Raw genomic sequence first — 23,627 nt, forward strand, 5'->3', positions numbered from 1 at the left:
CGGCTCTCAGCCGCACCCTCGCTCCTCACGACCGTGCCCTCTCCGCTCGAAGCCGCGCCGTCTCCCGCCGCCACCGCCCCGGACCTCGAACTCACCGCCGCCCCCTCACCATGCCGAGCCGCATCGTCGCCACGATCTCCCGCTGCACCTCGCTCACGCCGCCCCCGAACGTGTTGATCTGCGCCGCCCTGTTCATCCGCTCCAGCTCGCCGTCCCCGAACACACCCGGCGAACCGGAGCGCACCAGCGCGTCCGCTCCCACAATCTCCTGACACATTCGGTACACCGCGACCGCCGATTCGGTTCCCGCGAACTTCACGCCACTCGCATCGCCCGGGGCCGGCCCACCGGCCCCGGCGTCACCCACCAAACGCCAGCTGAGCAGGCGCGTTGCCGCCAGCCGGGCATGCACCTCGGCCAGCCTCGACCGCACCCACGGCTCGTCAACCCGGCGCCGCCCCGTCACCGGATCGGGTGTGCGGGCAGCGGTCAGCGCGACGGCGTAGAAGTCCTCGGCCTGCATGCCGATCGCCGCGAGCGCGACCCGCTCGTGGTTCAACTGGTTGGTGATGAGCCCCCAGCCGCCGTTCTCCTCACCGACGAGGTTCGCGGCCGGGACCCGGATCCCGTCGTAGTACGTGGCCGTCGTGGTCAGCCCGCCCACCGTCTCGATCGGCGTCCACGAGAAACCGGGGGCGTCGGTGGGCACGAGCAGGATCGAGATGCCCCGGTGCTTGGGCGCGTCAGGGTCCGTACGGCAGGCGAGCCAGATCCAGTCGGCGTGCTGGGCGTTGGAGGTGAAGACCTTCTGCCCGTCGACGAGCCACTCACCGCCACCACCGTTCCCGCCACCACCGTTCCCGCCGCCGCCACTGTCAGGGCTGCTCCCGGGCCCGGGAGCGATTCCGGTCCCGCCCCCCACCCGCACAGCCCGCGTCCGAAGCGACGCCAGATCCGTCCCCGCGGACGGCTCGCTGTACCCGATCGCGAACACGAGTTCCCCGCGCACGATCCGCGGCAGGAAGAAGTCCTTCTGCTCCTCGGTGCCGTACTTCATGAGCGTCGGCCCGACCGTGTTCAGCGTGACCATGGAAACCGGAGCGCCTGCTCGATACGCCTCGTCGAAGAAGACGAACTGCTCGTCGGCGCCGCGCCCCTGACCCCCGTACGCGACGGGCCAGCCCAGCCCCAGCCACCCGTCGGCGCCGATCCGGCGCAGCAGCGCGCGTTGTCGGCGCGCGTCGGCGGTCGGCGGCCCGTCCGGCATCAGGTCCCGGAAATACGCACGGAGTTCGGCGCGCAGTCGTCGCTGGCGCTCGGTGGGGGCGAGATGCACGACGACGGCCCTCCCGGACCTCGTACGAACAAGGGTTTCTGACTGTCCGTCAGATACGTGCGACTGTCAAGGTCACAGACCTCGGCCACCCCGAGCCGCGCGGGCGCGCGAAAACGTCTGCGCGGCGGCACCGAAGCACCGCCGCGCAGACGCGTTACCACCCCACAAAGCACCCCACGAGGGAGGCGTACGACCGCCGGGGGTCTCCAGTCCCCGGCAGTCGCCGGCTCACCAGAGGTTGGTGAAGTTGACGGCGGTGTTCTCGTTCGACTGGTCGATGGCCGTGAACGCGGAGCCGTTCACCTGAGCCGTGTTGCTCTGGTTCGAGGCGCCGGAGCCGACGGCCTGCTGCTGTGTCGTGGACGACGTCCCGTAGTTGTCGCCACCGACACCGCTGCCGCTGACCGTCGCCACAGCCGCGTTCGATCCGTTGTCCGCGAAGGCGCCGTTGTCGGCCGCCGCGACACCCGAGAAGAGGGCGGCCGCGAGCGGCAGGGCTGCTACAGCGGCGAGAACGCGGGCGGTACGGATGCTTGCCATGTCTATTCCTCCAGAAGCGGAAGTACGCACCAGCCAGGGCCGGCTAAGTACGGCTTGTTCCCAGGCAGTTGGCCGACCGCCTCGGTGTGTGTCACAACGTCGCGAGATCAGGATTGCCCACCGAATCCCCGGCGAACCACCCCGGAAGCCACTATTCGCTCGCAAGCGTGAGGACATGTCGATAAACCCCCTTCACGCCCCCTAAACCGCAGTTCAGGACGGTACGGGCCGCTCAACCCCATACGCCGCAAGGGATGAAGCGTTCCGGCACATTTTCGGCCAATCTCTCCGGGCCGGTTTCACCCCGTCCGTCGGACGCCCCTCTCCATCCACCGGACGACCCCCTCCACCTCCGCACCCGCCTCGCCTCGCTCCGCCCGCCCCGCCTCACCCGGGCCTCCAGGACCGAGCCGCCCTCTTCCTTTTTTCGAACACTCGTACGAACATGGAGTCATGGCCACCATCGACCGGCAGGCCACGACGCTGGCCCTCGCACACGCCCTGTCAGCCGCCGAACGCGGACTGGCCGTCATCCCGCTGTCCCGGACCAAGCTCCCGGCGCTGCGCTCACCGCACCGCGACGACCCGACGGCACCGCCCTGCCACGGCGAGTGCGGCCGCTTCGGGCACGGTGTGTACGACGCCTCGACCGATCCACGGCGCATCCGCGAGCTCTTCGCCGCCGCCCCCTGGGCCACCGGCTACGGCATCGCCTGCGGCCTGGAGCCGCACCACCTCATCGGCATCGACCTCGACACCAAGTCGGGTACGGACTCGTCGTCCGCCCTCCGCGAGCTGGCCCTGCGCCACCTGTTCACGATCCCCGCCACGGTCGTCGTGGTGACCCCCAGCGGTGGCCGGCACGTCTGGCTGAGCGGCCCGCCCGACGTCGTCGTCCCCAACTCCGCGGGGCGCCTGGCCCCCGGCATCGACATCAGGGGCGCCGGCGGCTACCTCGTAGGACCCGGCTCACGTACCGAACACGGCGTCTACAGCACGGCTCCGGGCACCGCCCACCTGTCACCCGCCCCCTGCCCTCCGTCCCTCCTGCGCCTGCTCATGCCGCCGCCCCGCAGCCACCACCCCACCCCGGCATCGACGGGCCAACACGGCCAGGGCCTCGTCCAGTTCGTCCTCGCCGCCCACGAGGGCCAGCGCAACACCCGCCTCTTCTGGGCCGCCTGCCGCGCCTACGAGAACGGCATCGGCCCCAACCTCGTCGCTCCCCTGGTCGACGCCGCCATCCACACCGGCCTCACCGAACGCGAGGCACGCGCCACCATCGCCTCGGCGGCCCGGATGACGGGACACCATCCCTGAGGGGCCATCGAGCGAAGGGGAAGGCGGTGAACATGGACCGAGCGAACGGCAGGCTGCCCCCATGACCACCGCATCGGACCCCAAGGCCGACCTTCACTTCTACCTGCAGTCCGCCCGCGATGCCCTGCTGTGGAAGCTCGAAGGGCTCTCGGAGTACGACATCCGCCGCCCGCTGACACCGACCGGCACCAACCTCCTGGGCCTGGTCAAGCACGTGGCCAGCATGGAGTTGGGCTACCTCGGGGACACCTTCGGGCGCCCGTCCGGCGAGCCGCTGCCCTGGCTGGAGGACGGCGCTGAGACCAACGCGGACATGTGGGCCACCGCCGACGAGTCGCGCGAGCACATCGTGGGCCTCTACCGCCGGGCGTGGTCGCACTCGGACGCGACGATCGACGCGCTGGAGCCGGACGCGATCGGCAAGGTGCCGTGGTGGCCGAGCGACAGGGACGAAGTGACGCTGCATCACGCCGTGGTACGCATGATCGCCGAAACACACCGGCACGCCGGGCACGCCGACATCGTCCGGGAACTGATCGACGGCGCCGCGGGAATGAACAAGGGCAACGACAGCATGGCGCCCGGGGACTCGGCGTGGTGGGAGTCCTATCGGGGCCGACTGGAGAAGGCGGCAAGGCAGTCATCTGATTCGGCATAGGTTTCGGCCCGGGACAAGGGCGGAGTGCCTGGCTCCTGACGGGCTGCGGACGCTGTTTCAGCGGGTGATGCCCTATCCCGGCACCCTTCCTATGGTCGGCCGTCCAAGTGGCCCGGCCGCTCACCCGCCAGAACACCTCGGTCCGACGGCCCAAACGCCTCGGATGCCTCGGATCTGCGCCCTACTCCCACCCATAGGGGACCAGCGAGCTCTCTCATAGAACCGGCCGGGTCTCTCATGGAACCGGCCAAGCCGATCCGGTTCGGGGACCCGGTCCCCATCGACTCGGGACCCGGTCCACGCGCGGCCACGGCGGCCCGCCCCTGGCCCATACAAGTTGGAAGGGGTGCCCCTGGTCCGGGACGCCCCTTCTGACCAGCACATACGCAGAGCCGCTGCGGTGGGTGTGGGATTTGAACCCACGGTGACATCGCTGCCACGACGGTTTTCAAGACCGTTCCCTTAGGCCGCTCGGGCAACCCACCCCGCGCCGATCACAGATCGGCGCGGGAACAAGACTAACGGGTCAGCTGTCGCCCTTGCGCTCGCCCAAGGTCACTTCGGCCGTCTGCTGCTTGCCGTCGCGGGTGAAGGTGAGCTTGACCGTGTCTCCGGGCTGGTGGGTCCAGATCTCGCCGATGAGGGTGGGGCCGCTGTCGATCACCCTGTCGTCGAGCTTGGTGATGACGTCGCCGGGCTTGAGGCCGGCCTTGTCGGCGGGGCCGTTCGGGGTGACCGCGTCGGCGTTGTTCGCGCCCTCTTCGGTGATCTTCGCGCCGCCCGTGCCCTCCTCCAGGGTGACCGAGGCACCGATCACCGGGTAGACGGGCTCACCGGTCCTGATCAGCTGCTGGGCGACGTTCCTCGCCTGGTTGATCGGGATCGCGAAGCCCAGGCCGATGGAACCGGACTGGCTCGTACCGCCGAGGCCGCCGCTCGTGGACTGGATGGCCGAGTTGATGCCGATGACCGAGCCGTTCGCGTCCAGGAGCGGGCCGCCGGAGTTGCCCGGGTTGATCGACGCGTCGGTCTGCAGGGCGCTCATGTAAGAGGCCTTGCGGCTGGCGCTGCCGTCACTGGAGGCCACCGGACGGTTCTTGGCACTGATGATGCCCGTGGTGACCGTGTTCGACAGACCGAAGGGCGCGCCGATCGCGATCGTCGCGTCGCCGACGGCGATCTTTTCCGAGTCGCCGAGCGGCAGCGGCTTCAGACCCTCCGGCGCGTCCTTGAGCTTGATGACCGCGACGTCGTAGCCCTGGGCGTTGCCCACCACCTCGGCGTCGTACTTCTTGCCGTTCGAGAAGGTGGCCGAGAGCTTGCCGCCGTCGACCGCCTCCGCCACCACGTGGTTGTTGGTGAGGATGTGGCCCTGCGTGTCGAAGACGAAGCCGGTGCCCGTGCCGCCCTCGCCGTTGCTGCCCTCGGCCTCGATGGTGACCGTGCTCGGCAGTGCCGTGGCGGCCACGTCCGCGACCGCGCCCGCGTCGCGCTTGAGGTCGCCGCCGCTCTGCGGGGCGGACACCGTCGTGGAGCTCGTGGAGCTGTCGTTGCGGTCGGCCGCCCAGTAGCCGATCCCGCCGCCCACGCCACCCGCGACCAGCGCGGCCACGAGGATCGCGGCGACCAGACCGCCGCGACCGCCGCCGGACTTGGGCGCGGGCTGCTGGTACGAGGAGCCCCAGACGTCGCCCGAACCACCACCGCTCGCATACGAGGGCGTGGTGGGCGGCGGAGGCGGCCAGGCACCCGCTTCGGGAGCGGGGGCGGCGCTCTCGGGCGCCCCGGGGGGCGCCGGCGGCAACGCGGCCGTCTGCGCGCCCTCTTGAGCGGAGTGCGCCCCCTGGGAGGAGGCCACTCCGTGGGACGGCCCCGGGCCCTGATAGGGGCCCGCGTGGTCCGCTCCCTGGGAAACCGCCTGCTCCGGAGGCACGGAAGCAGCGGGAGTGTCCACCGGCACAGGAGGTGCAGACGGGGCCGGGGGGACCGCAGTGCCCTCGTTCTCGGTGCTCACAGCTCTTCCTCTCGATTCACGGCCGTTCATTCAGGTCGCACCCGGTCAGGCTCACTCACGTGTGATCATGACTTCGCTCACGTGTGTTCATGAACCGGCGCGATTCAGCTGTGCAGGTGCTTTTGTATGCCGACAGCTTTTCCCACGGGGCGTCAGGGCACCATAAGCGGTCCCTGTGACTCCCCGATCTTCATTTATATCGGACAGGTCTGACAAAACCATCGCATCTCCTGCGTCGCCGCTCCCACGCGTACCCCGTTGCGATGGCACCATGACGCGGTGACCCACGCACGACAGCACCTGACCCAGGTCGTCGCCCACCGCGGGGCCTCCGAAGAGGCCCCCGAGCACACCCTGGCCGCGTACGAGAAGGCGATCGAGGACGGGGCCGACGCCCTTGAGTGCGATGTACGGCTGACCGCGGACGGACACCTCGTCTGCGTCCACGACCGCCGCGTCAACCGCACCTCCAACGGCCGCGGCGCGGTCTCCGCCCTGGAGCTCGCCGACCTCGCCGCCCTGGACTTCGGTTCCTGGAAGAACCGCGACGAGGCACCCGACTGGGAGCAGCAGCGGCCCCCCTCCTGGGAGCAGCAGTCCGTCCTCACGCTGGAGCGCCTGCTCGAACTCGTCGCCGACGCCGGCCGCCCGGTGAAACTCGCCATCGAGACGAAGCACCCCACGCGCTGGGCGGGCCAGGTCGAGGAGCGGCTGCTGGTCCTCCTGAAGCGCTTCGGCCTGGACGCGCCGCCCTCGGCCGACGAATCGTCCGTACGCGTCATGAGTTTCTCGGCGCGCTCGCTGCAGCGCATCCGCGCCGCGTCCCCGATGCTGCCGACGGTCTATCTGCTCCAGTTCGTCTCACCCCGGCTGCGTGACGGACGGCTGCCCGCGGGCGTCCGGATCGCCGGCCCCTCGATGCGGATCGTCCGCAATCACCCGGCTTACATCGAGCGTCTGAAACGGGCCGGCCATCAGGTTCACGTATGGACCGTGAACGAGCCCCAGGATGTCGATCTCTGTGTCGGGCTGGGAGTCGACGCCATCATCACCAACCGCCCGCGCGCGGTGCTTCGACAACTGGGCCGCTGACCTGCGGCCTCCCGGGACTCATCTCCTCCCTGTCCTGGGTCTCGGCCACAACGTCGAGATCCGGCCATGCGATTACAGGGAGTGCTCCGGCGCGTTCGGTCCGTATTCGATCGTTACGAGTGCGTCACTGCACGTGCATTGGCCGGTTTCCGGTCCAGTCCAGAGGGGCATTCACACCGTGGCGTGGGGCGAAGGAGGTCTCGGGGGTGGCGTTGGTGGTGGCACAGGAGGTGCCCGCGTCGTCGAGCATGGCCGTACCCCATGGCCCTGCGGGCGTGGGGGAAGCAAGACACCGGATGCGGGCTCAACTGCGGACCGGCGGTGTGGCGGAAACGGTCATCGACGATGCCGTACTGATCCTTTCCGAACTACTGAGCAACGCCTGTCGGCACGGCAGGCCGTTGGGCGACGCCCTGGCGGGCGACGGAGACGTACGGGCCGCGTGGCGGGTGGAACCCGGCGGCAGGCTCACGGTCGAGGTGACGGACGGCGGTGGTCCGACCCGTCCGGTTCCGGCCACCCCCTCGGTCACCGCGCACGGCGGCCGCGGGCTCAACATCATCACGGCGCTGGCCGACGACTGGGGCGTCCGGGACGACGCCCGGGGCGAGGTCACGGTGTGGGTGGTCGTGCACAAGGACGCGCACGCCGGACATCGCCGCGCCGACTTCGCCGCGCGTGTCACGGCCCCGTCGGTGTCCGCGATACCCGACCTGGGCTTCGCGGACGCCTTCGACGACCTGGACTGAAGCGCCGGTTGCGGGACGGACCGAACCACTGATTACGGGACGACTCGAACCACCGGTGGCGGGACGGCCCGACAGGTTGTCCACAGGTTCCCGTGGGTCTTCGTACGAGCGGCTAGGCTCGCGCCCGTACGAGACCAGCCGTAACCGGGAGACATCCACGATGGCCAAGAAGCGACCCCAGACGAAGGCCAAGCAGCCGCGGCTGGATGGAGCCCGCGCCGGAAGCACCACCGAGCCCGTGCCGGTGGTCGGAGCACGCGAGCCCTGCCCCTGTGACAGCGGCCGCCGCTACAAGGCCTGTCACGGACGGGCCGCCGCGCACGCCGTGACCGAGCTGGTGCAGCGCCCCTTCGAGGGGCTGCCGGGCGAGGGCGACTGGGTCGCGCTGCGCGAGCTGGTGCCCGCCGCCACCGTCGAGCTGCATCTCAAGGACGCCCTCCCGGAGGGGGTCCCGTCGGTCACGCTCGCGACCGTGCTGCCGATGGCATGGCCCGCGCTGCGCCGCGACGACGGCTCGGTCCTGATCGGCCTGCAGAACGACACCGCGTCCGGCGACATCAGCCGCGACCTGGCCGACACCCTCCAGCGCGCACTCACCGCGGAACCCGGCACTCCGGTGCAGGGCCGCCGCGCCCCGGCCGACGGACCGCGGTTGCAGGACCTCATCGACCCCGAAGGCACGTTCGAGCCAGTTGTGCACGCGGGCTTCGAATTCTGGGTTCCTGACTCGCAGAACGCGACCACGGAGGTGACCGCTTCCCTGGAGCGGGCCAACGCCGCCGCCATCCCGACCGTGAAGCTCTCCGGCGTCGACGCGGCCTACTGGTGCGAGACGCCCGACAAGAACCACCTGCGCTGGGTCATGCCGCACGGGGAGGAGCAGCTTCTGGACGCGCTCGCGCGGCTGCACGCGGCCGGCCGGTCGAGCCTCGGGGAAGGCACCCGTCTCGTGGGCTCCTTCCGTGCCCACGGCCTCACCGTGCCGGTCTGGGACCTGCCGACCGGCGTCACCGCGGACGACGTCGAGAAGCCGGCGGCCGAGTTCGCCGAGCGGCTCGCCGCCGCGCTGGCCACGGACGCGCCGCTCACCGCGGACGAGCGCCGGGCGCGCGGCGGCCTCACCAACCGCCAGGTCACGCTCAGTTGACACACGGCGGACCCTCGGAATCGGCTGACCGACCGGTCAGCCGGCGAGGCCGCTCACGGAACGGGTGAGTCCTGTCACAACTCCCGCTCAGGACAAGCCAATCGGTGTCTGAATAGCCGAGATCGAATTTGCGAACCGCCGATCTCTTGTTACCGTTCCAGTAGCCCGGTTGCTGGTGCATCCCCCGTCGCCAGCAACCGGGTCTTTCTGTTCCCAGGTCCCGCCTTGCCCGTCAGCCGGTGCCTCAACTCCCCGCCTACGCAGGCGAGTTGCTCCCCGAGCGCAGCATGAGCGGTCCGTCGGCACCCGCCGCGAACTCGACGATCGCCGTGTACGTCCGCAGGGCCCCCGTCGTACGTTCCCGCGGTGTCTCGCACACCTCCGGCTCGTCGTCCGCGCCCACCGCGCAGTGCATCCGCACGGTCCGGCCGCCGGGCCCCATGAGGGTCAGCACGGACGTGAGACCGTCACCGGTCGCGTTGCGGTAGTAGGTACGCGCCCAGGTGTCCCGCCCCTGCCTCAGGACACAGGTCTGCGCCTCGATGCCGTCCGGGGACGCCAGTTCGGGTCCGCAGCGGGCAGCGGTGGCGAGGCCGAGACCGAGGAGCAGAGGGCTCCTGGAGGGCGCGGGACGCGGCTCGGGCGGCGCCTTGCCGTCGGCGCGACCAGGGACGTCACCGGTGCCGCGTTCTTCGGCGGTACGCGCGTCGCCGGAGGGAGCCGCTCGCGGGATACGTACGGTCTCGTCGGACGTACGTCCGGACGCGCGGCCCTCGCCTTCCACAGGTCCCGCGGAGGCCACGGCCAGCGGCAGCGCGACCGCGAGCGTGACGACGCCCGTCAGCGCCATCAGGCGAAGGTTCATGAAAGGGACGATAACGACAGAGGGCGGGCGCGCGGTTCGCCGCGCGCCCGATCCCCTACAACTCGGGGGCGCTCACACCCGTACGAGTGAGAGCCTCCACCACGGCGTCCACCACGGCCTCCACATCGGGCACCCAGGGGGCGGCCGAGCCGGGCAGCGGGGCCCGCTCCCAGCGGATCTGCCCCAGGCCCGTCTCGGACGGGGGCAGCGCCACATAGCCGCCCTCGCCGTGGAAGCGCAGCGAGCCCGGCACGAAGTCCTTGGCGTACAGCAGCTCACCCAGCTGCTCCAGGGAGTACGGCTTCACGAGCAGTGCCCAGCGCGTCGGGGACGCGATCACCGGGCCGAGGCGCATCCCCATGTGGTCGAGTGCCGCGAGCGCGCGGGAGGCGGCCAGGGCCGGCAGGCTCACCGCGCACGGGGCCTGGCCTCCGGTGGCGAGGACGATCGGCGCCGCCGGCCGGTTCGTCCACCACCAGCGCACCATGCGCTCGTCGGTGGTGGCCGCGAGCAGGCCGGGGTCGAAGGGGTGGGCACCGGGCACCGTGCACTCCGGGTCGGGGCACGCGCATCGGGCCCGCCCCTGCGGGTCCGGCGCCACGCCCGGCAGTACCGGCCACTGCCATGCGGTCGTGAAGGTCAGGGCCGCGCTGAGCATCTCAGACTTCCCGCCGTTCCGTTTGGACAGGAGCCTGCGTCGCCTTCCGAGGATCTCGCGCATGAGCGCTCGTTCCTTTCCGTTGCACGCCTGGCAACACCGAGGACCACATCACACCATGTGTCGATCTCTTCACTGTGCGTACCTACTGGCGCATCACACCCCTGTCCGAGACAAGGGGACCCCTATGGGCCGAGCGTTGGCTGCGTCCGCGTCCATACTGCGTCTGTCAAAAGCATGGGCATGGCGTGGGGTGGCGGCGCCTGGCGTTTTGCTGTCCCGCGTATTTCTTGCCGCCTCCGCCACGGGAGGATGGGGCACGGTCGTCGGTGGTTAAGACGCCCGGGTCCGTCGCCAGGTTCCGGGACGATCCCCATCAGCCCTGGCCTTCACCGAGTACGTACCCATCGCGACCGCTGTGACGCTCCGTCGAACAAGGCCAGTCGACCGCAATATGCCATGACTCGAGTCAGTTTTAAGCCAACTTTGCATTTCCGCAACAGTCCCATGGACACCAGGAATCCCGGCAGGACAATGCTGGACATCCCCTCACGAGTGCGTGTACATGTGGAGACACTGCTAGCGGCGCAGAATGACATGGGGGTTTGCGATGCTATCGAGCAATACGCACCGGTCGGAAAGCCGGACGCCATGAACGCCCCTCACCTTCCGAAAGTGGCCGGAATCGATTCAACGGTTCCCTCGCCCGCACACACTGTCGCGCCCGCGCCTGCCGTCCCGGGTACCTCTTCGACCACTTCTCCAAACGCTCCCGGGGCCGTTCTCCAGGACAGACTCGCAGGCTGGGTCTCCGATCTCACCACCCTGCACGAGCTCACCGAGCGACTGGCCCGCACCGCCTCGCTGACGGACGCACTCCAGGAACTGCTGCGCGCCGGAGCCGCCCTGGTGGGCGCCCGACGCGGTCTCGTGGTCCTGGAACCGGGTGACGGACTCGGCCCGGACACCACCATCGGCCTGGGCCTGGGACGGGCCGACCTCGGCCACATCGAGACCGTCCCGCGCAGCTCCATGTCGTACGGAAAGCTCCTCGACACGCCGGCCGGACCCCCCGGGGCCGAGAGCGGTATCGCCCAGCCCGATCTCCTCTCCGAGGACGGGCTCGACCCGCGGCACCGCGAGGTCGCCGCCCGGCTCGGCTACGCCGCGAGCTACGCGCTGCCGCTCGCCACGGAGGCGGCAGGCCGGCTGGGCGCCGCCGTGTGGCTCTACGACGAGCCCGCCGAGCCCGTGGAGCGGCAGCGGCACCTCGTCGGCCTGTACGCCCGCTACGCGGCCGAGCACCTGGCCCGGCTGGTGGAACTGGACCGCACGCGCGCGTGCATGGCGACCATCTCGGAGGAGCTGCTCCCCTCGCGGCTGCCCCGGGTCTCCGGCGTCCAGCTCGCCGCCCGGCACCGCACAGGGCCGCGCGGCGGCGGCGACTGGTACGACGCGCTGCCCCTGCCGGACGCCGCGCTCGGCCTCGCGGTCGGGTCCGTCACCGGGTCGGGCCCCAGCGCGGTCGCCGCGATGGGACGCCTGAGGGCCTCCTTGAGGGCGTACGCGGTGATGGAGGGCGAGGATCCGGTCGCCGTCCTGTCCGACCTCGAACTGCTGCTGCGGCTGACCGAGCCCGCCCGGTCCGCCACCGCCCTGTTCGCGTACTGCGAGCCCGCGCTGCGCAAGATCACGCTGGCCGGGGCCGGGCACAGCCCGCCGCTGGTGATCGGTGAGCGGCGCACCGAGTTCGTGGAGACGTCGCTGTCCGCGCCCCTGGGGATGCTCGCCTGCTGGGAGGCGCCGAGCGTGGAGTTCCTCGCGGAGCCCGGAGAGACGGTTCTGCTGTACACGGACGGGCTGCTGCACCGTACCGGCGACGCCATGGACCGCGCCTTCGCGCGCCTGCACGCCGCGGCGGCGGGCGTCCCCAAGGCGCTGCGCGGCGATCCGGACGCGGTCGCCGACCACGTCCTTCGGAGCATGCTGCCGGACGGTCTCGACGCCGCCGACAGCGACGAGGACGTGGTGCTCCTGGCGGCGCGCTTCGAGTGAGCCGCACGTGACGGGCCTTCCGGCCCTGGGCTCCCTTCCGTACGACCGTACGATGGAGGGCGTCCAGAGACGTATCGAGGAGGCAGACCGTGTCGGAGGCGCTCAACCCGGCCCTATCCAGTAGTGCTGCTGACGCGGCGGACGACCAGGCGGACGAAGAAAAGCCGGTCAAACAGCGCAAGAACGGCCTGTACCCGGGCGTGTCCGACGAGCTCGCCGAGAACATGAAGTCCGGCTGGGCGGACACCGAGCTGCACGGCCTGCTGCCGATCCCGCAGGCCGAGTACACCGCCGCCCGCCGTGCCGCGCTCTCCGCGCGCTTCCCCGGCGAGCGCCTGGTCGTCCCCGCGGGCAACCTGAAGACCCGTTCGAACGACACGGAGTACGCCTTCCGCGCGTCGGTCGAGTACGCGTACCTGACCGGCAACCTGACCGAGGACGGCGTCCTGGTCCTGGAGCCGACCACCGCCTCGGACGGGAAGAGCGGCCACAAGGCCACGATCTACCTGCTGCCCCGCTCCGACCGCGAGAACGGCGAGTTCTGGCTCTCCGGCCAGGGCGAGCTGTGGGTCGGCCGCCGCCACTCCCTGGCCGAGGCCGAGCAGCTGTACGGCATCCCGGCCTCGGACGTCCGCGAGCTCCCCGACAGGCTGCGTGAGGCCACAGGACCCGTCCGGGTCGTCCGCGGCCACGACGCCGGCATCGAGGCGGCGCTGACCGACAAGGTCACCGCCGAGCGCGACGACGAGCTGCGCGTCTTCCTCTCCGAGGCCCGGCTGGTCAAGGACGAGTTCGAGGCCGGCGAGCTGCAGAAGGCCGTCGACTCGACCGCGCGCGGCTTCGAGGACGTCGTACGGGTCCTGGACAAGGCCGAGGCGACCAGCGAGCGCTACATAGAAGGCACGTTCTTCCTGCGCGCCCGGGTCGAGGGCAACGACATCGGCTACGGCTCGATCTGCGCGGCAGGGCCGCACGCGTGCACGCTCCACTGGGTGCGCAACGACGGGCCCGTACGCTCCGGGGACCTGCTTCTGCTGGACGCGGGCGTGGAGACCCACACGCTCTACACCGCCGACGTCACGCGCACTCTGCCGATCAGCGGCACGTACACCGAGCTCCAGAAGAAGATCTACGACGCCGTGTACGACGCCCAGGAGGCCGGTATCGCGGCCGTGCGGCCGGGCGCCAAGTACCGCGACTTCCACGACGCCGCGCAGCGTGTGCTGGCCGAACGGCTCGTCGAATGGGGGCTCGTCGAGGGCCCGGTCGAGCGCGTGCTGGAGCTGGGGCTGCAGCGCCGCTGGACGCTGCACGGCACCGGTCACATGCTCGGCATGGACGTCCACGACTGCGCGGCCGCGCGCCGGGAGACGTACGTGGACGGCACGCTGGAGCCGGGCATGTGCCTGACCGTCGAGCCGGGCCTGTACTTCCAGGCGGACGACCTGACCGTGCCCGAGGAGTACCGCGGCATCGGTGTCCGTATCGAGGACGACATCCTGGTCACCGAGGACGGCAACAGGAACCTCTCGGCGGGACTGCCGCGCCGCTCCGACGAGGTCGAGGCGTGGATGGCGTCCCTCAAGGGCTGACGCCGCCCAAGGGCTGACCGTCCTACGGGGAACTGATACAAGACTGATGGCCGGGTGTCCTGGTGGGTACCCGGCCATCAGTGTGTCTAGGGGGGCGGCTTTTTCGTGGACGACTTCTGGTCGGGCGTCGGTGTCGATCTGCATCTGGATCCGGATGCCACGGCGGGACGCCGGACGGGGCTCGAACGGGCCCTTCGGGACGCCGTACGCGGCGGACGGCTCGCTCCGGGGACCCGGCTGCCCGCCACCCGAAGACTCGCGGCCGAGCTGGGCATCTCGCGGGGCACGGCGAAGGCCGCCTACGACCAGCTGATCGCCGAGGGCTACCTGACGGCGCGACAGGGCTCGGGGACCGAGGTGGCGGTCCTGCCCACGGCGTCCCTGGCCGCGACGGGGGACGGGGCACGCGCGCGTGCGCCCCGTTTCGATCTGCGGCCCGGCAGCCCCGACGTCGGTACGTTCCCGGCGGCGGCCTGGCTGCGGGCGCTGCGGCGGGCGATCGCGACCGCGCCCTCCCTGGCGTACGACTACGGGGACCCGCGCGGCAGGATCGAGTTGCGCACGGCGCTGTCGGGGTACCTGGGGCGGGCTCGCGGGGTGATCGCACCGCCCGAGCGGATCGTCGTCACGTCCGGGTACGTGCAGGGGCTCGCGCTCCTCACGCGTGTGCTGGACACCGGCGTGATCGCCATGGAGGATCCGGGGCTGCCCTTCCACCGGGACGTGGTGCGGCACAACGGCGGAACCGTGGCCCCTGTGGAGGTCGACGACCAGGGCGTCCGCGTAGGCGAGTTGGGGGATGCGGCGGCCGTGGTCGTCACGCCCGCGCACCAGTACCCGACCGGGGTGACGCTGCACCCGGAGCGGCGGCGGGCTCTCACGGACTGGGCACGCGCGCGTGGCGGGCTGATCGTCGAGGACGACTACGACGGGGAGTTCCGCTACGACCGGCAGCCGGTGGGCGCCCTCCAGGGGATGGCACCCGGGCACGTGGCCTACCTGGGGACGGCGTCCAAGACGCTCGGGCCCGCACTGCGGCTCGGCTGGATGGTGCTGCCGCCGCACCTCGTCGACGCGGTCGCCGACGCCAAGCTGCACAGCGACCACCACACCGAGTCCATCGGCCAGTTGGCCCTCGCCGAGCTGATCAACAGCCACGCGTACGACCGGCACGTGCGCGCATGCCGGCTGCGGTACCGGCGACGGCGGGACCAGCTGCTGGGGCGGCTGGGGACCCGTCGGGGCGTACGGGGGATCGCCGCGGGGCTGCACGCCCTGATCGACGTGGCGGACGAGGCCGCGGCTCTGGCGCGGGCCGCCGAGGAGGGGCTCGCGGTGGGGCACCTCGGGGAGCACTGGCATGCGGCGGCCGAGGGACGTCCGCAGGGGCTCGTGGTGGGGTACGGGACGCCTCGGGAGCGGGTTTACCCGGAGGCGTTGGAGGCGTTGGGGCGGGTGCTGGAGGGGGCCTGAGACGGAGGGCTCCGGAGGCCGGACCCGGGCGAGGGCTCCGGAGGTCGGGCCCGGCGGTTCGCCACCAAGATTGGGTCATGGAATGACGTACCGATTGGGCCTGGTTAGGGGTCCACCTCGCCCATAGCGTCGTCCTCATGACGAACCGAGTCGCACCCGCCGCAGTCCTCGCGAAGAGGAGCCGCCCGGTCCGGCCCGCAGGCCCGCGGCGTGTCCTGGCGCTGGCCCAGTTGAGCAACTCCGTCGGGGACGGTGCCTACTACGTCACGTCCGCCCTCTACTTCACCCATGTCGTCGGGCTCGCCCCCGCGCGCGTGGGGCTGGGGCTCACGGTCGCCTGGGCGGTCGGATCGGTGGTGGGGGTGCCACTGGGGCGGCTGGCCGACCGGCGCGGGCCACGTGGCACGGCGGTGCTGCTGGCGCTCGCGACCGGCCTCGCGGTGGCGTCCTTCCTCTTCGTACGCGGCTTCGTGCCGTTCGTGCTCGCGGCGTGCGCGTACGCGGCCGCGCAGTCGGGGCTCGCGGCGGCCCGGCAGGCACTGCTGGCCGGGCTGGTGGCCCGCGAGGAGCGGACGGGGCTGCTCGCGCACCTCCAGGCGACGCTCAACGCCGGTCTCGCGGTGGGCGCGGGACTCGGCGGGCTCGCTCTTCACCTGGGGACGCGGGAGGCCTACCTGGGGGTGTTCGCGCTGGACGCGGCCACCTTCCTGCTGTGCGCGGCGGTGCTGCTGCGGCTGCCGGTCGTAGAACCTGTGCACGCGCGCGTGAGCGTCGATCAGGGTCGCGGACGGGGTGACGACGCCCTCGGGGTCCTGCGGGACCGCCCCTACGCCGTCGTCACGCTCCTCAACACCGTGCTCCTGCTGCGGATGCCGCTGCTGAGCCTGGGCATCCCCCTGTGGATCGCCGAGCGCACCGAGGCGCCGACCTGGCTGGTCTCCGCGTTGTTCGTGCTCAACACCGGTGCGGTGATGCTCTTCCAGGTGCGGACGGCCCGTGGGGTGACGGGACCGGTGTCGGCCACCCGCGCGGTGCGGCGTTCGGGGCTCGTGATGCTGGCGTCGTGCGCGGTGTTCGCCCTGTCGGCCGGGGTCTCGCCCTGGGTGGCGGTGGGCCTGCTGACCATCGGCGCCGTGCTCCAGGTCGTCGCCGAGATGCAGCAGTCGGCGGGTTCCTGGCAGCTCTCCTTCGACCTCGCCCCGGCCGACCGCGTCGGCGAGTACCAGGGCTTCTTCGGTACGGGTGTGACGGTGGCGAGGACCATGGGACCGCTGGTGCTGACGGCGCTGCTCGTGGGATGGGGTACGCCGGGCTGGCTGCTCCTCGGCGGCCTGCTGCTGGCGGCCTCGTACGCGATGGGCCCTGCGGTGCGGTGGGCGACGGGCGGCCGGCCCGCCGAACCGATCAGGCAGCCGGTGCCGGTGCCGGTGAACTGACCGTCACCGGCAGCGAGTCCAGGAACAGGGCCCCCGCGAGCAGCCCGCCGCTGCCGCGGGGGCTCCACGCGCGCGCGTGGAGGTCGTCGTCGAAGGCCGCCAGGGCCGAACGGCCCGCCTCGGTGGACGTACTGCCCGCTTCGAGGACCCCGCGGGCGCCCGCCTGGACGTGCCGCAACCCGTGCGGGCCCACCGTGTACAGCAACTCGGTGTCCTGGAGCGTCGAAATGACGGTGAGCAGGGCGTCGAGCCGTGCGTACGGTTCGGGGACACCCGCCGAGCGCGCCGCGGCCAGCGCTTGCGACGCCCGCCGCACGTGCGGGAATCCGGCCCTGGCCTCGCCCTTCGCCCCGGCCGCGCCGTACTTGGCGGAGACCGACGAACCGCGGGAGGGCCGTCGTGGCGCCCTTCGGTCGGGGTGCGCCGCGATCCGCTTGGCGGTGGCGGTGAGGTCGCGGCCGGTGCCCCGGGGTTCCAGGGCCGCCGCGGCGACCAGCAGGCCGAGCACCCAGAGCGCCCCGCGGTGCCCGCCGCCCGCCAGGGCCACCGAGTGCTCGGTGGACCGCCCGATCGCGCCCAGCTCCGCCCGGAGTCCGGGTGTCGCGGAACCGGTCCGGCGGGCGGCTGCCGCCATCGCCGCCAGGCCCGGCGCCAGCGCCTTGGCCGACCAGCGCTGGGAGCAGTGGTCCCGCCCGGTCGCCCGGGCACCGAGGTCACGGGGATCGGGCAGTCCTGGCTTGGGCGCCAGTGCCAGATGCCCGGTCAGCGCGGTCACGGCGGCCCACGCCAGCATCTCGTCCTCGCGGCTGCTCATCGACATGCTGGCGTGGGCCGCCGTGACCGCGATCGCGCGGCGCCGGGTGGTCGTCGTGTCCTTGCGGCTTCCCGTCATGCCGAGAAAGTTAGGAACGGCACCCGTCAGGCACATGGGCGGCGGCTGTGAGGAGGCTGAGAATGCGGGGGAAGTCGAAGTCCGCGAGAAAACAGCGCTCTACAGGAAGGCACTTCTCAAGGGCACCTCTTGGGAGTGCACTCAGGAAAGAACTCCCCCGGGGAGGTGCTTCACGTGGCCACCAGCGGAGCGCCGTCCTGCCACTTGAGCATCTTGTCGAAGCTGACGACCGCGCCGCCTCTGCCGGGTTTGTTCCCGATGTGGACGTGGTCGGCGAGCTCCTCGATCAGACACAGCCCCCGGCCGTGCTCGGCGTCGCTGTGGACAGGACGGACCGGGGTGCGGCCTCGGCCGGACGGGAAGCCGGGTCCGGAATCGGCCACTTCGATGCGGCACTTCTCGCCGTCCAGATAGGCCGTGACCCGGTAGGCCTCGGTGGACGCGTCAAGGACGGAGTCACCCCCGTGCTCCACGGCGTTGGCGCAGGCCTCACTCAGCGCGACAGAGAGATCGTAGGAAATGTCCGGATCAACCCCTGCGGACTCCATTGTCCCGATCAGCAGGCGCCGGGCGAGCGGCACACTCGCCGCCTCACGCCGGAGATGGAGGGACCACCAGATGCTCATGCTCCAGCCTCCTGGCCGCGGCTCGACATACCGTTACGTATTGCCGCAAGGGGCCGGGTGTAAGCACGTAGTTGACGTGATACCGCCCATACGGGGGATGTGCCGACGAGATCGGTCGGTGTATGTGACGAGATCGACCGGTGTATGCAGGGCGGCTCAGGCCAGAACGTAATCTTCCGGTTCGTACGTGGCCTTGCGGTTCGTACGTGACCTTGCGGACCTGCCGTATGGCGGAGGTAAGCCCAGTGCGATGATGGGCCCGCCATGACTGCCCCCCACCGGCACGCACGCACCGGAGGTGATCTCCGGGTCCTGAGGGCCGCGGTGTTCGCCGCGGTCTGTGTCGTGCTGGCCGCGGCCACTCATGCGATCACTTCCTACGCCACGGTTCCGCTGTGGTCGCTCGGCGCCGGGTTCATCGCCGTCTTCGCCGTCGCGGCGCCGCTCGCCGGACGCGAGCGCTCGCTACCGGGCATCGCCGCACTGCTCGCGGTCGGCCAGACCGTGCTGCACACGCTCTTCGGGCTCGGCCAGCACGGCACCGCGGCGACGGCCTCCGCAGCCGTGGACACCTCGCTCACGGCCCGGGCCGCACGGCTGCTGTGCGGCGCCGGCCTCTCGACGCTCAGCCCCGCACAGGCGCAGCGGATCCTCGCCGACGCACGGCTCGACACCAGCGGGACAGGCGGCACCGGCACGGGGCACGCCCTGCACGAGCAGGCGGGCGGCATGGCGGACACCGCCGGATTCCCGGCATCCCTGCTGCCGTCACTGCCCATGCTCCTCGGCCACGTTCTCGCGGCCGTCGTCACCGGGTGGCTGCTGCGCCGCGGGGACATCGCGCTGCGGGGCCTCCTGCGGCTCTCGGCACACGGCGTCGCCGAAGGGGCGCTCACCTCCCTGCGCGCGGCCCTCGCACTCGTACACGCTCTTCTGGCGGGTCTCCCGGGTACGCCCGAGGCGGCGCCGCGTACGCCGCGTACCGCGGAGCTCCCGCCGCCGGTTCCTCGTACGACCACTCTTCAGCATTCGGTGATCCGGCGTGGCCCGCCGTCCGGCGAAATCCTCGTCCTCGCCGCCTGACGCGACGCACCCGGCGTACCACTCCGGGGGTGCCGTCGTGCGGCACGCGCGCGTGCCCGCTCCTTCGCACGCGCAACCCCGTTCATTCACCGAACCAGTGCTGAAAGTGGAGTGTTCCCTGCCATGAAGGCTTCCCGTATCGCCGCCACCGGTGTCGCCGCCGCCTCGGCCGTCCTCGTCCTGTCCGTCCCCGCCTTCGCGCACGTCAGCGTGCAGCCGGAGGGCACGGCCGCCAAGGGCGGGTACGCGACGGTCAACTTCAAGGTGCCGAACGAGCGCGACAACGCCTCGACCACCAAGCTCGAAGTGAACTTCCCCGCCGACCACCCGCTCGCCTCGGTCATGCCCCAGGCCGTCGACGGCTGGACCGTGAAGGTCACGAAGTCCAAGCTCGACAAGCCGCTCGAACTGCACGGCGAGAAGATCAACGAGGCGATCACCAAGGTCACCTGGACCGCCGACGGCAAGGGCATCCAGCCCGGCTACTTCCAGAAGTTCCCGCTCTCCATCGGCGCGCTTCCCGAGGACACCGACGAGTTGGTGTTCAAGGCGATCCAGACGTACTCCAACAAGGAGGTCGTCCGCTGGATCGAGACCCCGAAGGAGGGCGAGGAAGAGCCCGAGGCCCCCGCCCCGGTGCTCGCGCTGTCCGCCGCCGAGGACGGCCACCACGGGGCCGCCGCCTCCGGCGCGTCCGACGACGCCGACGACGCGAAGGCCGCCGCCAAGACCTCGACCACCGAGACCGCCGCCTCCTCCGACGGCAGCGACACCACGGCCCGCGTGCTGGGCGTCGTGGGCATCGTCGTCGGCGCGGCGGGCGTGGCCTACGGCGTTCTGGCCGGTCGTCGACGCACCAACGCCTGAGGCCCAAGCACTCCTCTGGTGCGCGTCAGGGCGTCGTACCGTCTCGTACGCCCCCCGGTGCGGACCGGAGCTCTCACATCTGGGACATTTTTCTATGCGCAAGAAGACGTACGCCATGGCCGCCCTGTTCGCCGCGGCCGCGATGACCCTTTCCGCCTGCGGCAGCGGGGACGACGACAGCGGCAAGTCCGTCGCCGACGTGTCCGTCGAGTCCGGCCCGGCCAAGGCCGCGACGATCCTCGACAAGCCGTTCGAGAAGCCGGACCTCGTCCTCACCGACACGCAGGGCAAGAAGTACGACCTCCGCAAGGAGACCGAGGGCAAGCCGACGCTGGTCTACTTCGGCTACACCAACTGCCCCGACGTCTGCCCGCTGACGATGAACAACATCGCCGTCGCCAAGAAGCAGCTGGCCCAGGACAAGCAGCTCTCCCAGGCCGAGAAGGACTCGCTCCGCGTCGTGTTCGTCTCCACCGACCCGGTGCGGGACACCCCCTCCGCGCTCGGCAAGTGGCTCAAGGGCATCGACTCCGACGTCGTCGGCCTCACCGGTGACTTCCCCACGATCCAGGGCGGCGCCCGCACCCTCGGCATCTCCATCGAGGCACCGACGAAGGACAAGGACGGCAAGCCCGTCTCGATGCACGGCACGCAGGTCATCGCCTTCTCACCGAAGACCGACGGCGGATACGTGCTGTACGGCGAGGACGCCACCGTGGACGACTACACCAAGGACCTCCCCAAGCTGATCAAGGGCGAGAAGCCGTGACGCGTCGTACGGCGTCCGCTCGTACGGCATCCGCCCGTACGGTGTCCGCGGGCGCCCTCGTGATAGCCGCCGCGCTGGCCCTGACGGGCTGCGGTGACTCGGACTCCGGCCCGTCGGGCCCCGAACTGTCCGTCGACTCCGCCTACATGCCGCAGCCGGTCTCGGACTCCATGGCGGCCGGCTTTCTGGCCGTCGCCAACGAGAGCGGAGCCGGGGACGAACTGTCCTCCGTCACCAGTGACATCGCCGGCGAGGTCACGCTCCACACGACCGCCGGGCAGTCGATGACCGAGGTCGACGGCTTCGACATCCCGGCCCACGGCGAGCTCGTCCTCGAAAGCGGCGGCAACCACCTCATGTTCGAGAAGCTGAAGCGCAAGCCGAAGGAGGGCGAGAAGGTGTCCCTGGAGCTGCACTTCACGAAATCCGAGCCGATCAAGGTCGAGATGCCGGTGAAGTCCGCGACCTACCGGCCGACGACGTCCACCAAGTCGTCCGCGAAGTCGTCCTCGACGGCGCACCACTGAGGGAGGGGCCACCGTTGAGCCAGACCATCGCTCCCCGCGCCCGGACGCTGCTGTTGCTGCTCCTCGCCGTCACCGGCGCGCTCCTCGCCGGGGCCGCACCCGTCTCCGCGCACGCCGCGCTGACCGGGAGCGACCCCCGGCAGGGAGCGGTGGTCGACAAGGCGCCCACCCAGGTGTCGCTCACCTTCTCCGAGCAGGTCGCGATGTCCGACGACTCGGTGCGCGTGCTCGACCCCAAGGGCGAACGCGTCGACACCGGGAAGACCACCGAGCAGGGCACGAACACCTACGGCGTGAAACTGCGCACGGGCCTGCCCGACGGCACGTTCACCGTCACCTACCAGGTGGTGTCGGCGGACAGCCACCCCGTCGCCGGCGCCTTCACCTTCTCCGTCGGCGCACCCTCCAAGACCTCCGTCTCGGTCTCCGACCAGACCGCCGGCGGCGGAGTCGTAGGCGGCCTCTACGGGTTCGCGCGCTATGCCTCGTACGCGGGATTCATCCTCCTGGTGGGCGGCGCGGCCTTCGTACTGGCCTGCTGGCAGCGCGGCGCCGGGATGCGGCCGGTGCAGCGGCTCGTGGTCTCCGGGTGGCTCGCGCTCACCGGGGCCACACTCGCCATGCTGCTCCTGCGCGGTGCGTACACCAGCACGGGCAAGGTCGGGGAGATCTTCGACCTGACCCTGCTCAGCCAGGTCCTCCAGACCAAGACGGGCGCCGCCCTGGTCTCACGGCTGCTGCTGCTCGCCGCGGCCGCGCTGTTCATCGCCGTGCTCTTCGGAGCGTACGAAAAGCGCGACGACGACAAGGAGAAGGGCGATCTGACCTTCGGGCTCGCCATCGGCGGGTTCGTCGTGGCGGCGGGTCTCGCCGCGACCTGGGCGATGGCCGAGCACGCCTCGACCGGCATCCAGACGGGAATCGCGATGCCCGTCGACGTCCTGCACCTGCTCGCCGTCGCCGTCTGGCTCGGCGGTCTGTCGACGCTGCTCGTGGCGCTCTACCGCACACCGTCCGTCGAGGCCTCCGCCGTACGCCGCTTCTCCAGCGTCGCGTTCGGCAGCGTGGTCGTGCTGGCCGCGACCGGGATCTACCAGTCGTGGCGCCAGCTCGGCTCCTGGTCGGCGCTCACGGACACGTCGTACGGGCAGCTGCTGCTCGTCAAGGTCGGCCTGGTGGCCGTCCTGATCGGCATAGCCTGGATCTCGCGGCGCTGGACCTCCCAGCTGTCGCGGGAACCCGCCGGGGAGGCCGTCGTGGTCGGGGCCTCGGCTCCGGTGAACGAGGAGCGTACGGCCGCGAAGGAGCCCGGCGAGAAGGAGCGGGCCGCCGCGCGAGTTGGTGGCGGTGACGGCAAGCGTGCCGCCCAACTGGCCCGGCAGAAGGCCGCGGTGGCCACCGCGCGCGAGAAGCGCCTCCGGGACGCCGATCCGCTCCGTTCGGGCCTGCGCCGCTCGGTGCTCGCCGAGGCGGGCGTCGCCGTGGTGCTGCTCGCCGTCACCACCGTGCTGACGTCCACCGAACCGGGGCGTACTGAAGAGGACGCCAAGGCCGCCACGGCCGCCACCTCGCAGGAGCCCGGTGCGGCGCTGTCCCTGGACATCCCGTTCGACACGGGCGGCCAGGACGGCAAGGGCGTGGCACGCGTCGAACTCGACCCGGCCCGCGTCGGCGGCAACGAAATGCACCTCTTCGTAGAGCGGCCGAACGGCAGGGCCTTCGACATTCCCGAGGTCAAGGTCGCCTTCACCCTTCAGGCCAAGGACATCGGGCCACTGCCCGTCGTTCCCGACCGCATCGCCACCGGACACTGGACGGCGACCGGGGTGCAGATTCCCATGGCGGGCAACTGGGAGATCGCGGTGACCGTACGGACATCCGACATCGACCAGGTGACCGTGGACAAGAACGCGCAGATCGGCTGAACC

General features: G+C 71.1%; 21 protein-coding genes and 1 tRNA gene. 14 read left to right on the forward strand and 8 right to left on the reverse strand.

Annotation, left to right across the window (positions count from 1 at the left end; translation table 11 throughout):
• Window positions 1-91: 91 nt before the first annotated feature.
• Both AB0I18_RS07840 and AB0I18_RS07845 read right to left on the reverse strand, forming a co-directional pair.
• Entirely contained in the window at window positions 92-1,336 is a 1,245-nt protein-coding gene (locus AB0I18_RS07840; RefSeq protein WP_363104489.1) for an acyl-CoA dehydrogenase family protein, read from the reverse strand.
• Between the two features lie 228 nt (window positions 1,337-1,564).
• Window positions 1,565-1,876 (reverse strand): hypothetical protein, encoded by a 312-nt coding sequence (locus AB0I18_RS07845; protein ID WP_363104490.1) that lies wholly within the window; start codon window positions 1,874-1,876, stop codon window positions 1,565-1,567.
• 453 nt (window positions 1,877-2,329) lie between these two features.
• On the opposite strand from AB0I18_RS07845, the gene AB0I18_RS07850 reads away from it, so the two are divergent.
• Window positions 2,330-3,196 (forward strand): bifunctional DNA primase/polymerase, encoded by an 867-nt coding sequence (locus AB0I18_RS07850; protein ID WP_363104491.1) that lies wholly within the window; start codon window positions 2,330-2,332, stop codon window positions 3,194-3,196.
• Window positions 3,197-3,257: 61 nt separating this feature from the next.
• The gene (locus AB0I18_RS07855) at window positions 3,258-3,854 is read left to right on the forward strand and encodes a DinB family protein (protein ID WP_363104492.1); all 597 of its coding nucleotides are present in this window, start codon (window positions 3,258-3,260) and stop codon (window positions 3,852-3,854) included.
• 398 nt (window positions 3,855-4,252) lie between these two features.
• Here AB0I18_RS07855 and AB0I18_RS07860 read toward each other — a convergent pair.
• Both AB0I18_RS07860 and AB0I18_RS07865 read right to left on the reverse strand, forming a co-directional pair.
• Window positions 4,253-4,339, reverse strand: a tRNA-Ser gene (locus tag AB0I18_RS07860).
• A gap of 41 nt (window positions 4,340-4,380) precedes the next feature.
• Window positions 4,381-5,868: a trypsin-like peptidase domain-containing protein gene (locus tag AB0I18_RS07865; protein WP_363104493.1), complete on the reverse strand. Its 1,488-nt coding sequence runs from the start codon at window positions 5,866-5,868 to the stop codon at window positions 4,381-4,383.
• A 279-nt stretch (window positions 5,869-6,147) separates the two neighbouring features.
• Between AB0I18_RS07865 and AB0I18_RS07870 the strand changes: the two genes are divergently transcribed.
• The 3 genes from AB0I18_RS07870 to AB0I18_RS07880 all read left to right on the forward strand — a co-directional run bounded on the left by AB0I18_RS07870 (window position 6,148) and on the right by AB0I18_RS07880 (window position 8,856).
• Window positions 6,148-6,960 (forward strand): glycerophosphodiester phosphodiesterase, encoded by an 813-nt coding sequence (locus AB0I18_RS07870; protein WP_363104494.1) that lies wholly within the window; start codon window positions 6,148-6,150, stop codon window positions 6,958-6,960.
• Between the two features lie 206 nt (window positions 6,961-7,166).
• A complete protein-coding gene (locus AB0I18_RS07875) occupies window positions 7,167-7,709 on the forward strand; it encodes an ATP-binding protein (RefSeq protein ID WP_363104495.1) in 543 nt (180 codons plus the stop codon).
• Between the two features lie 160 nt (window positions 7,710-7,869).
• The gene (locus AB0I18_RS07880) at window positions 7,870-8,856 is read left to right on the forward strand and encodes a DUF5926 family protein (protein ID WP_363104496.1); all 987 of its coding nucleotides are present in this window, start codon (window positions 7,870-7,872) and stop codon (window positions 8,854-8,856) included.
• A 256-nt stretch (window positions 8,857-9,112) separates the two neighbouring features.
• On the opposite strand, the gene AB0I18_RS07885 is transcribed toward AB0I18_RS07880, so the two are convergent.
• Entirely contained in the window at window positions 9,113-9,721 is a 609-nt protein-coding gene (locus AB0I18_RS07885; RefSeq protein ID WP_363104497.1) for a hypothetical protein, read from the reverse strand.
• Between the two features lie 55 nt (window positions 9,722-9,776).
• Entirely contained in the window at window positions 9,777-10,442 is a 666-nt protein-coding gene (locus AB0I18_RS07890) for a bifunctional DNA primase/polymerase (RefSeq protein WP_363104498.1), read from the reverse strand.
• Window positions 10,443-10,913: 471 nt separating this feature from the next.
• Between AB0I18_RS07890 and AB0I18_RS07895 the strand changes: the two genes are divergently transcribed.
• The 4 genes from AB0I18_RS07895 (at window position 10,914) to AB0I18_RS07910 (ending at window position 16,935) form a co-directional block, all read left to right on the forward strand.
• The gene (locus tag AB0I18_RS07895) at window positions 10,914-12,434 is read left to right on the forward strand and encodes a PP2C family protein-serine/threonine phosphatase (protein ID WP_363104499.1); all 1,521 of its coding nucleotides are present in this window, start codon (window positions 10,914-10,916) and stop codon (window positions 12,432-12,434) included.
• Between the two features lie 89 nt (window positions 12,435-12,523).
• Window positions 12,524-14,026, forward strand: coding sequence for an aminopeptidase P family protein (locus tag AB0I18_RS07900; protein ID WP_363104500.1), 1,503 nt, complete (start codon window positions 12,524-12,526; stop codon window positions 14,024-14,026).
• A gap of 105 nt (window positions 14,027-14,131) precedes the next feature.
• Window positions 14,132-15,499, forward strand: coding sequence for a PLP-dependent aminotransferase family protein (locus tag AB0I18_RS07905; protein WP_363104501.1), 1,368 nt, complete (start codon window positions 14,132-14,134; stop codon window positions 15,497-15,499).
• Window positions 15,500-15,636: 137 nt separating this feature from the next.
• Window positions 15,637-16,935, forward strand: coding sequence for an MFS transporter (locus tag AB0I18_RS07910; RefSeq protein WP_363104502.1), 1,299 nt, complete (start codon window positions 15,637-15,639; stop codon window positions 16,933-16,935).
• Here the strand turns inward: AB0I18_RS07910 and AB0I18_RS07915 are convergent.
• Together AB0I18_RS07915 and AB0I18_RS07920 are read right to left on the reverse strand one after the other, a co-directional pair.
• Window positions 16,904-17,827, reverse strand: coding sequence for a triphosphoribosyl-dephospho-CoA synthase (locus tag AB0I18_RS07915; RefSeq protein WP_363104503.1), 924 nt, complete (start codon window positions 17,825-17,827; stop codon window positions 16,904-16,906). The genes AB0I18_RS07910 and AB0I18_RS07915 overlap by 32 nt on opposite strands.
• Window positions 17,828-17,997: 170 nt before the next feature.
• Complete coding sequence (locus tag AB0I18_RS07920; RefSeq protein ID WP_363104504.1) at window positions 17,998-18,453, reverse strand: ATP-binding protein; 456 nt, start codon at window positions 18,451-18,453, stop codon at window positions 17,998-18,000.
• A gap of 264 nt (window positions 18,454-18,717) precedes the next feature.
• Here AB0I18_RS07920 and AB0I18_RS07925 point away from each other — a divergent pair, with 264 nt between their 5' ends.
• The 5 genes from AB0I18_RS07925 (at window position 18,718) to AB0I18_RS07945 (ending at window position 23,624) form a co-directional block, all read left to right on the forward strand.
• Window positions 18,718-19,536: a hypothetical protein gene (locus AB0I18_RS07925; RefSeq protein WP_363104505.1), complete on the forward strand. Its 819-nt coding sequence runs from the start codon at window positions 18,718-18,720 to the stop codon at window positions 19,534-19,536.
• Between the two features lie 123 nt (window positions 19,537-19,659).
• The gene (locus AB0I18_RS07930) at window positions 19,660-20,403 is read left to right on the forward strand and encodes a YcnI family protein (protein ID WP_363104506.1); all 744 of its coding nucleotides are present in this window, start codon (window positions 19,660-19,662) and stop codon (window positions 20,401-20,403) included.
• A 94-nt stretch (window positions 20,404-20,497) separates the two neighbouring features.
• Window positions 20,498-21,172, forward strand: coding sequence for an SCO family protein (locus AB0I18_RS07935; RefSeq protein WP_363104507.1), 675 nt, complete (start codon window positions 20,498-20,500; stop codon window positions 21,170-21,172).
• Window positions 21,169-21,699, forward strand: coding sequence for a copper chaperone PCu(A)C (locus tag AB0I18_RS07940; RefSeq protein ID WP_363104508.1), 531 nt, complete (start codon window positions 21,169-21,171; stop codon window positions 21,697-21,699). The genes AB0I18_RS07935 and AB0I18_RS07940 overlap by 4 nt, the downstream gene beginning before the upstream one ends.
• A 14-nt stretch (window positions 21,700-21,713) precedes the next feature.
• On the forward strand, window positions 21,714-23,624 hold the full coding sequence (locus tag AB0I18_RS07945; protein ID WP_363104509.1) for a copper resistance protein CopC: 1,911 nt from the start codon (window positions 21,714-21,716) through the stop codon (window positions 23,622-23,624).
• Window positions 23,625-23,627: the final 3 nt, after the last annotated feature.

Source organism: Streptomyces sp. NPDC050704, from assembly GCF_040654355.1.
GTDB lineage: Bacteria > Actinomycetota > Actinomycetes > Streptomycetales > Streptomycetaceae > Streptomyces.

Coding starts and splice junctions, on each gene's coding strand:
- AB0I18_RS07850 (WP_363104491.1), top strand. CDS start 2,330: ATGGCCACCATCGACCGGCAGGCCACGACGCTGGCCCTCGCACACGCC.
- AB0I18_RS07925 (WP_363104505.1), top strand. CDS start 18,718: ATGACTGCCCCCCACCGGCACGCACGCACCGGAGGTGATCTCCGGGTC.
- AB0I18_RS07920 (WP_363104504.1), bottom strand. CDS start 18,453: ATGAGCATCTGGTGGTCCCTCCATCTCCGGCGTGAGGCGGCGAGTGTG.
- AB0I18_RS07845 (WP_363104490.1), bottom strand. CDS start 1,876: ATGGCAAGCATCCGTACCGCCCGCGTTCTCGCCGCTGTAGCAGCCCTG.
- AB0I18_RS07880 (WP_363104496.1), top strand. CDS start 7,870: ATGGCCAAGAAGCGACCCCAGACGAAGGCCAAGCAGCCGCGGCTGGAT.
- AB0I18_RS07910 (WP_363104502.1), top strand. CDS start 15,637: ATGACGAACCGAGTCGCACCCGCCGCAGTCCTCGCGAAGAGGAGCCGC.
- AB0I18_RS07855 (WP_363104492.1), top strand. CDS start 3,258: ATGACCACCGCATCGGACCCCAAGGCCGACCTTCACTTCTACCTGCAG.
- AB0I18_RS07890 (WP_363104498.1), bottom strand. CDS start 10,442: ATGCGCGAGATCCTCGGAAGGCGACGCAGGCTCCTGTCCAAACGGAAC.
- AB0I18_RS07915 (WP_363104503.1), bottom strand. CDS start 17,827: ATGACGGGAAGCCGCAAGGACACGACGACCACCCGGCGCCGCGCGATC.
- AB0I18_RS07935 (WP_363104507.1), top strand. CDS start 20,498: ATGCGCAAGAAGACGTACGCCATGGCCGCCCTGTTCGCCGCGGCCGCG.
- AB0I18_RS07895 (WP_363104499.1), top strand. CDS start 10,914: ATGCTGGACATCCCCTCACGAGTGCGTGTACATGTGGAGACACTGCTA.
- AB0I18_RS07930 (WP_363104506.1), top strand. CDS start 19,660: ATGAAGGCTTCCCGTATCGCCGCCACCGGTGTCGCCGCCGCCTCGGCC.
- AB0I18_RS07885 (WP_363104497.1), bottom strand. CDS start 9,721: ATGAACCTTCGCCTGATGGCGCTGACGGGCGTCGTCACGCTCGCGGTC.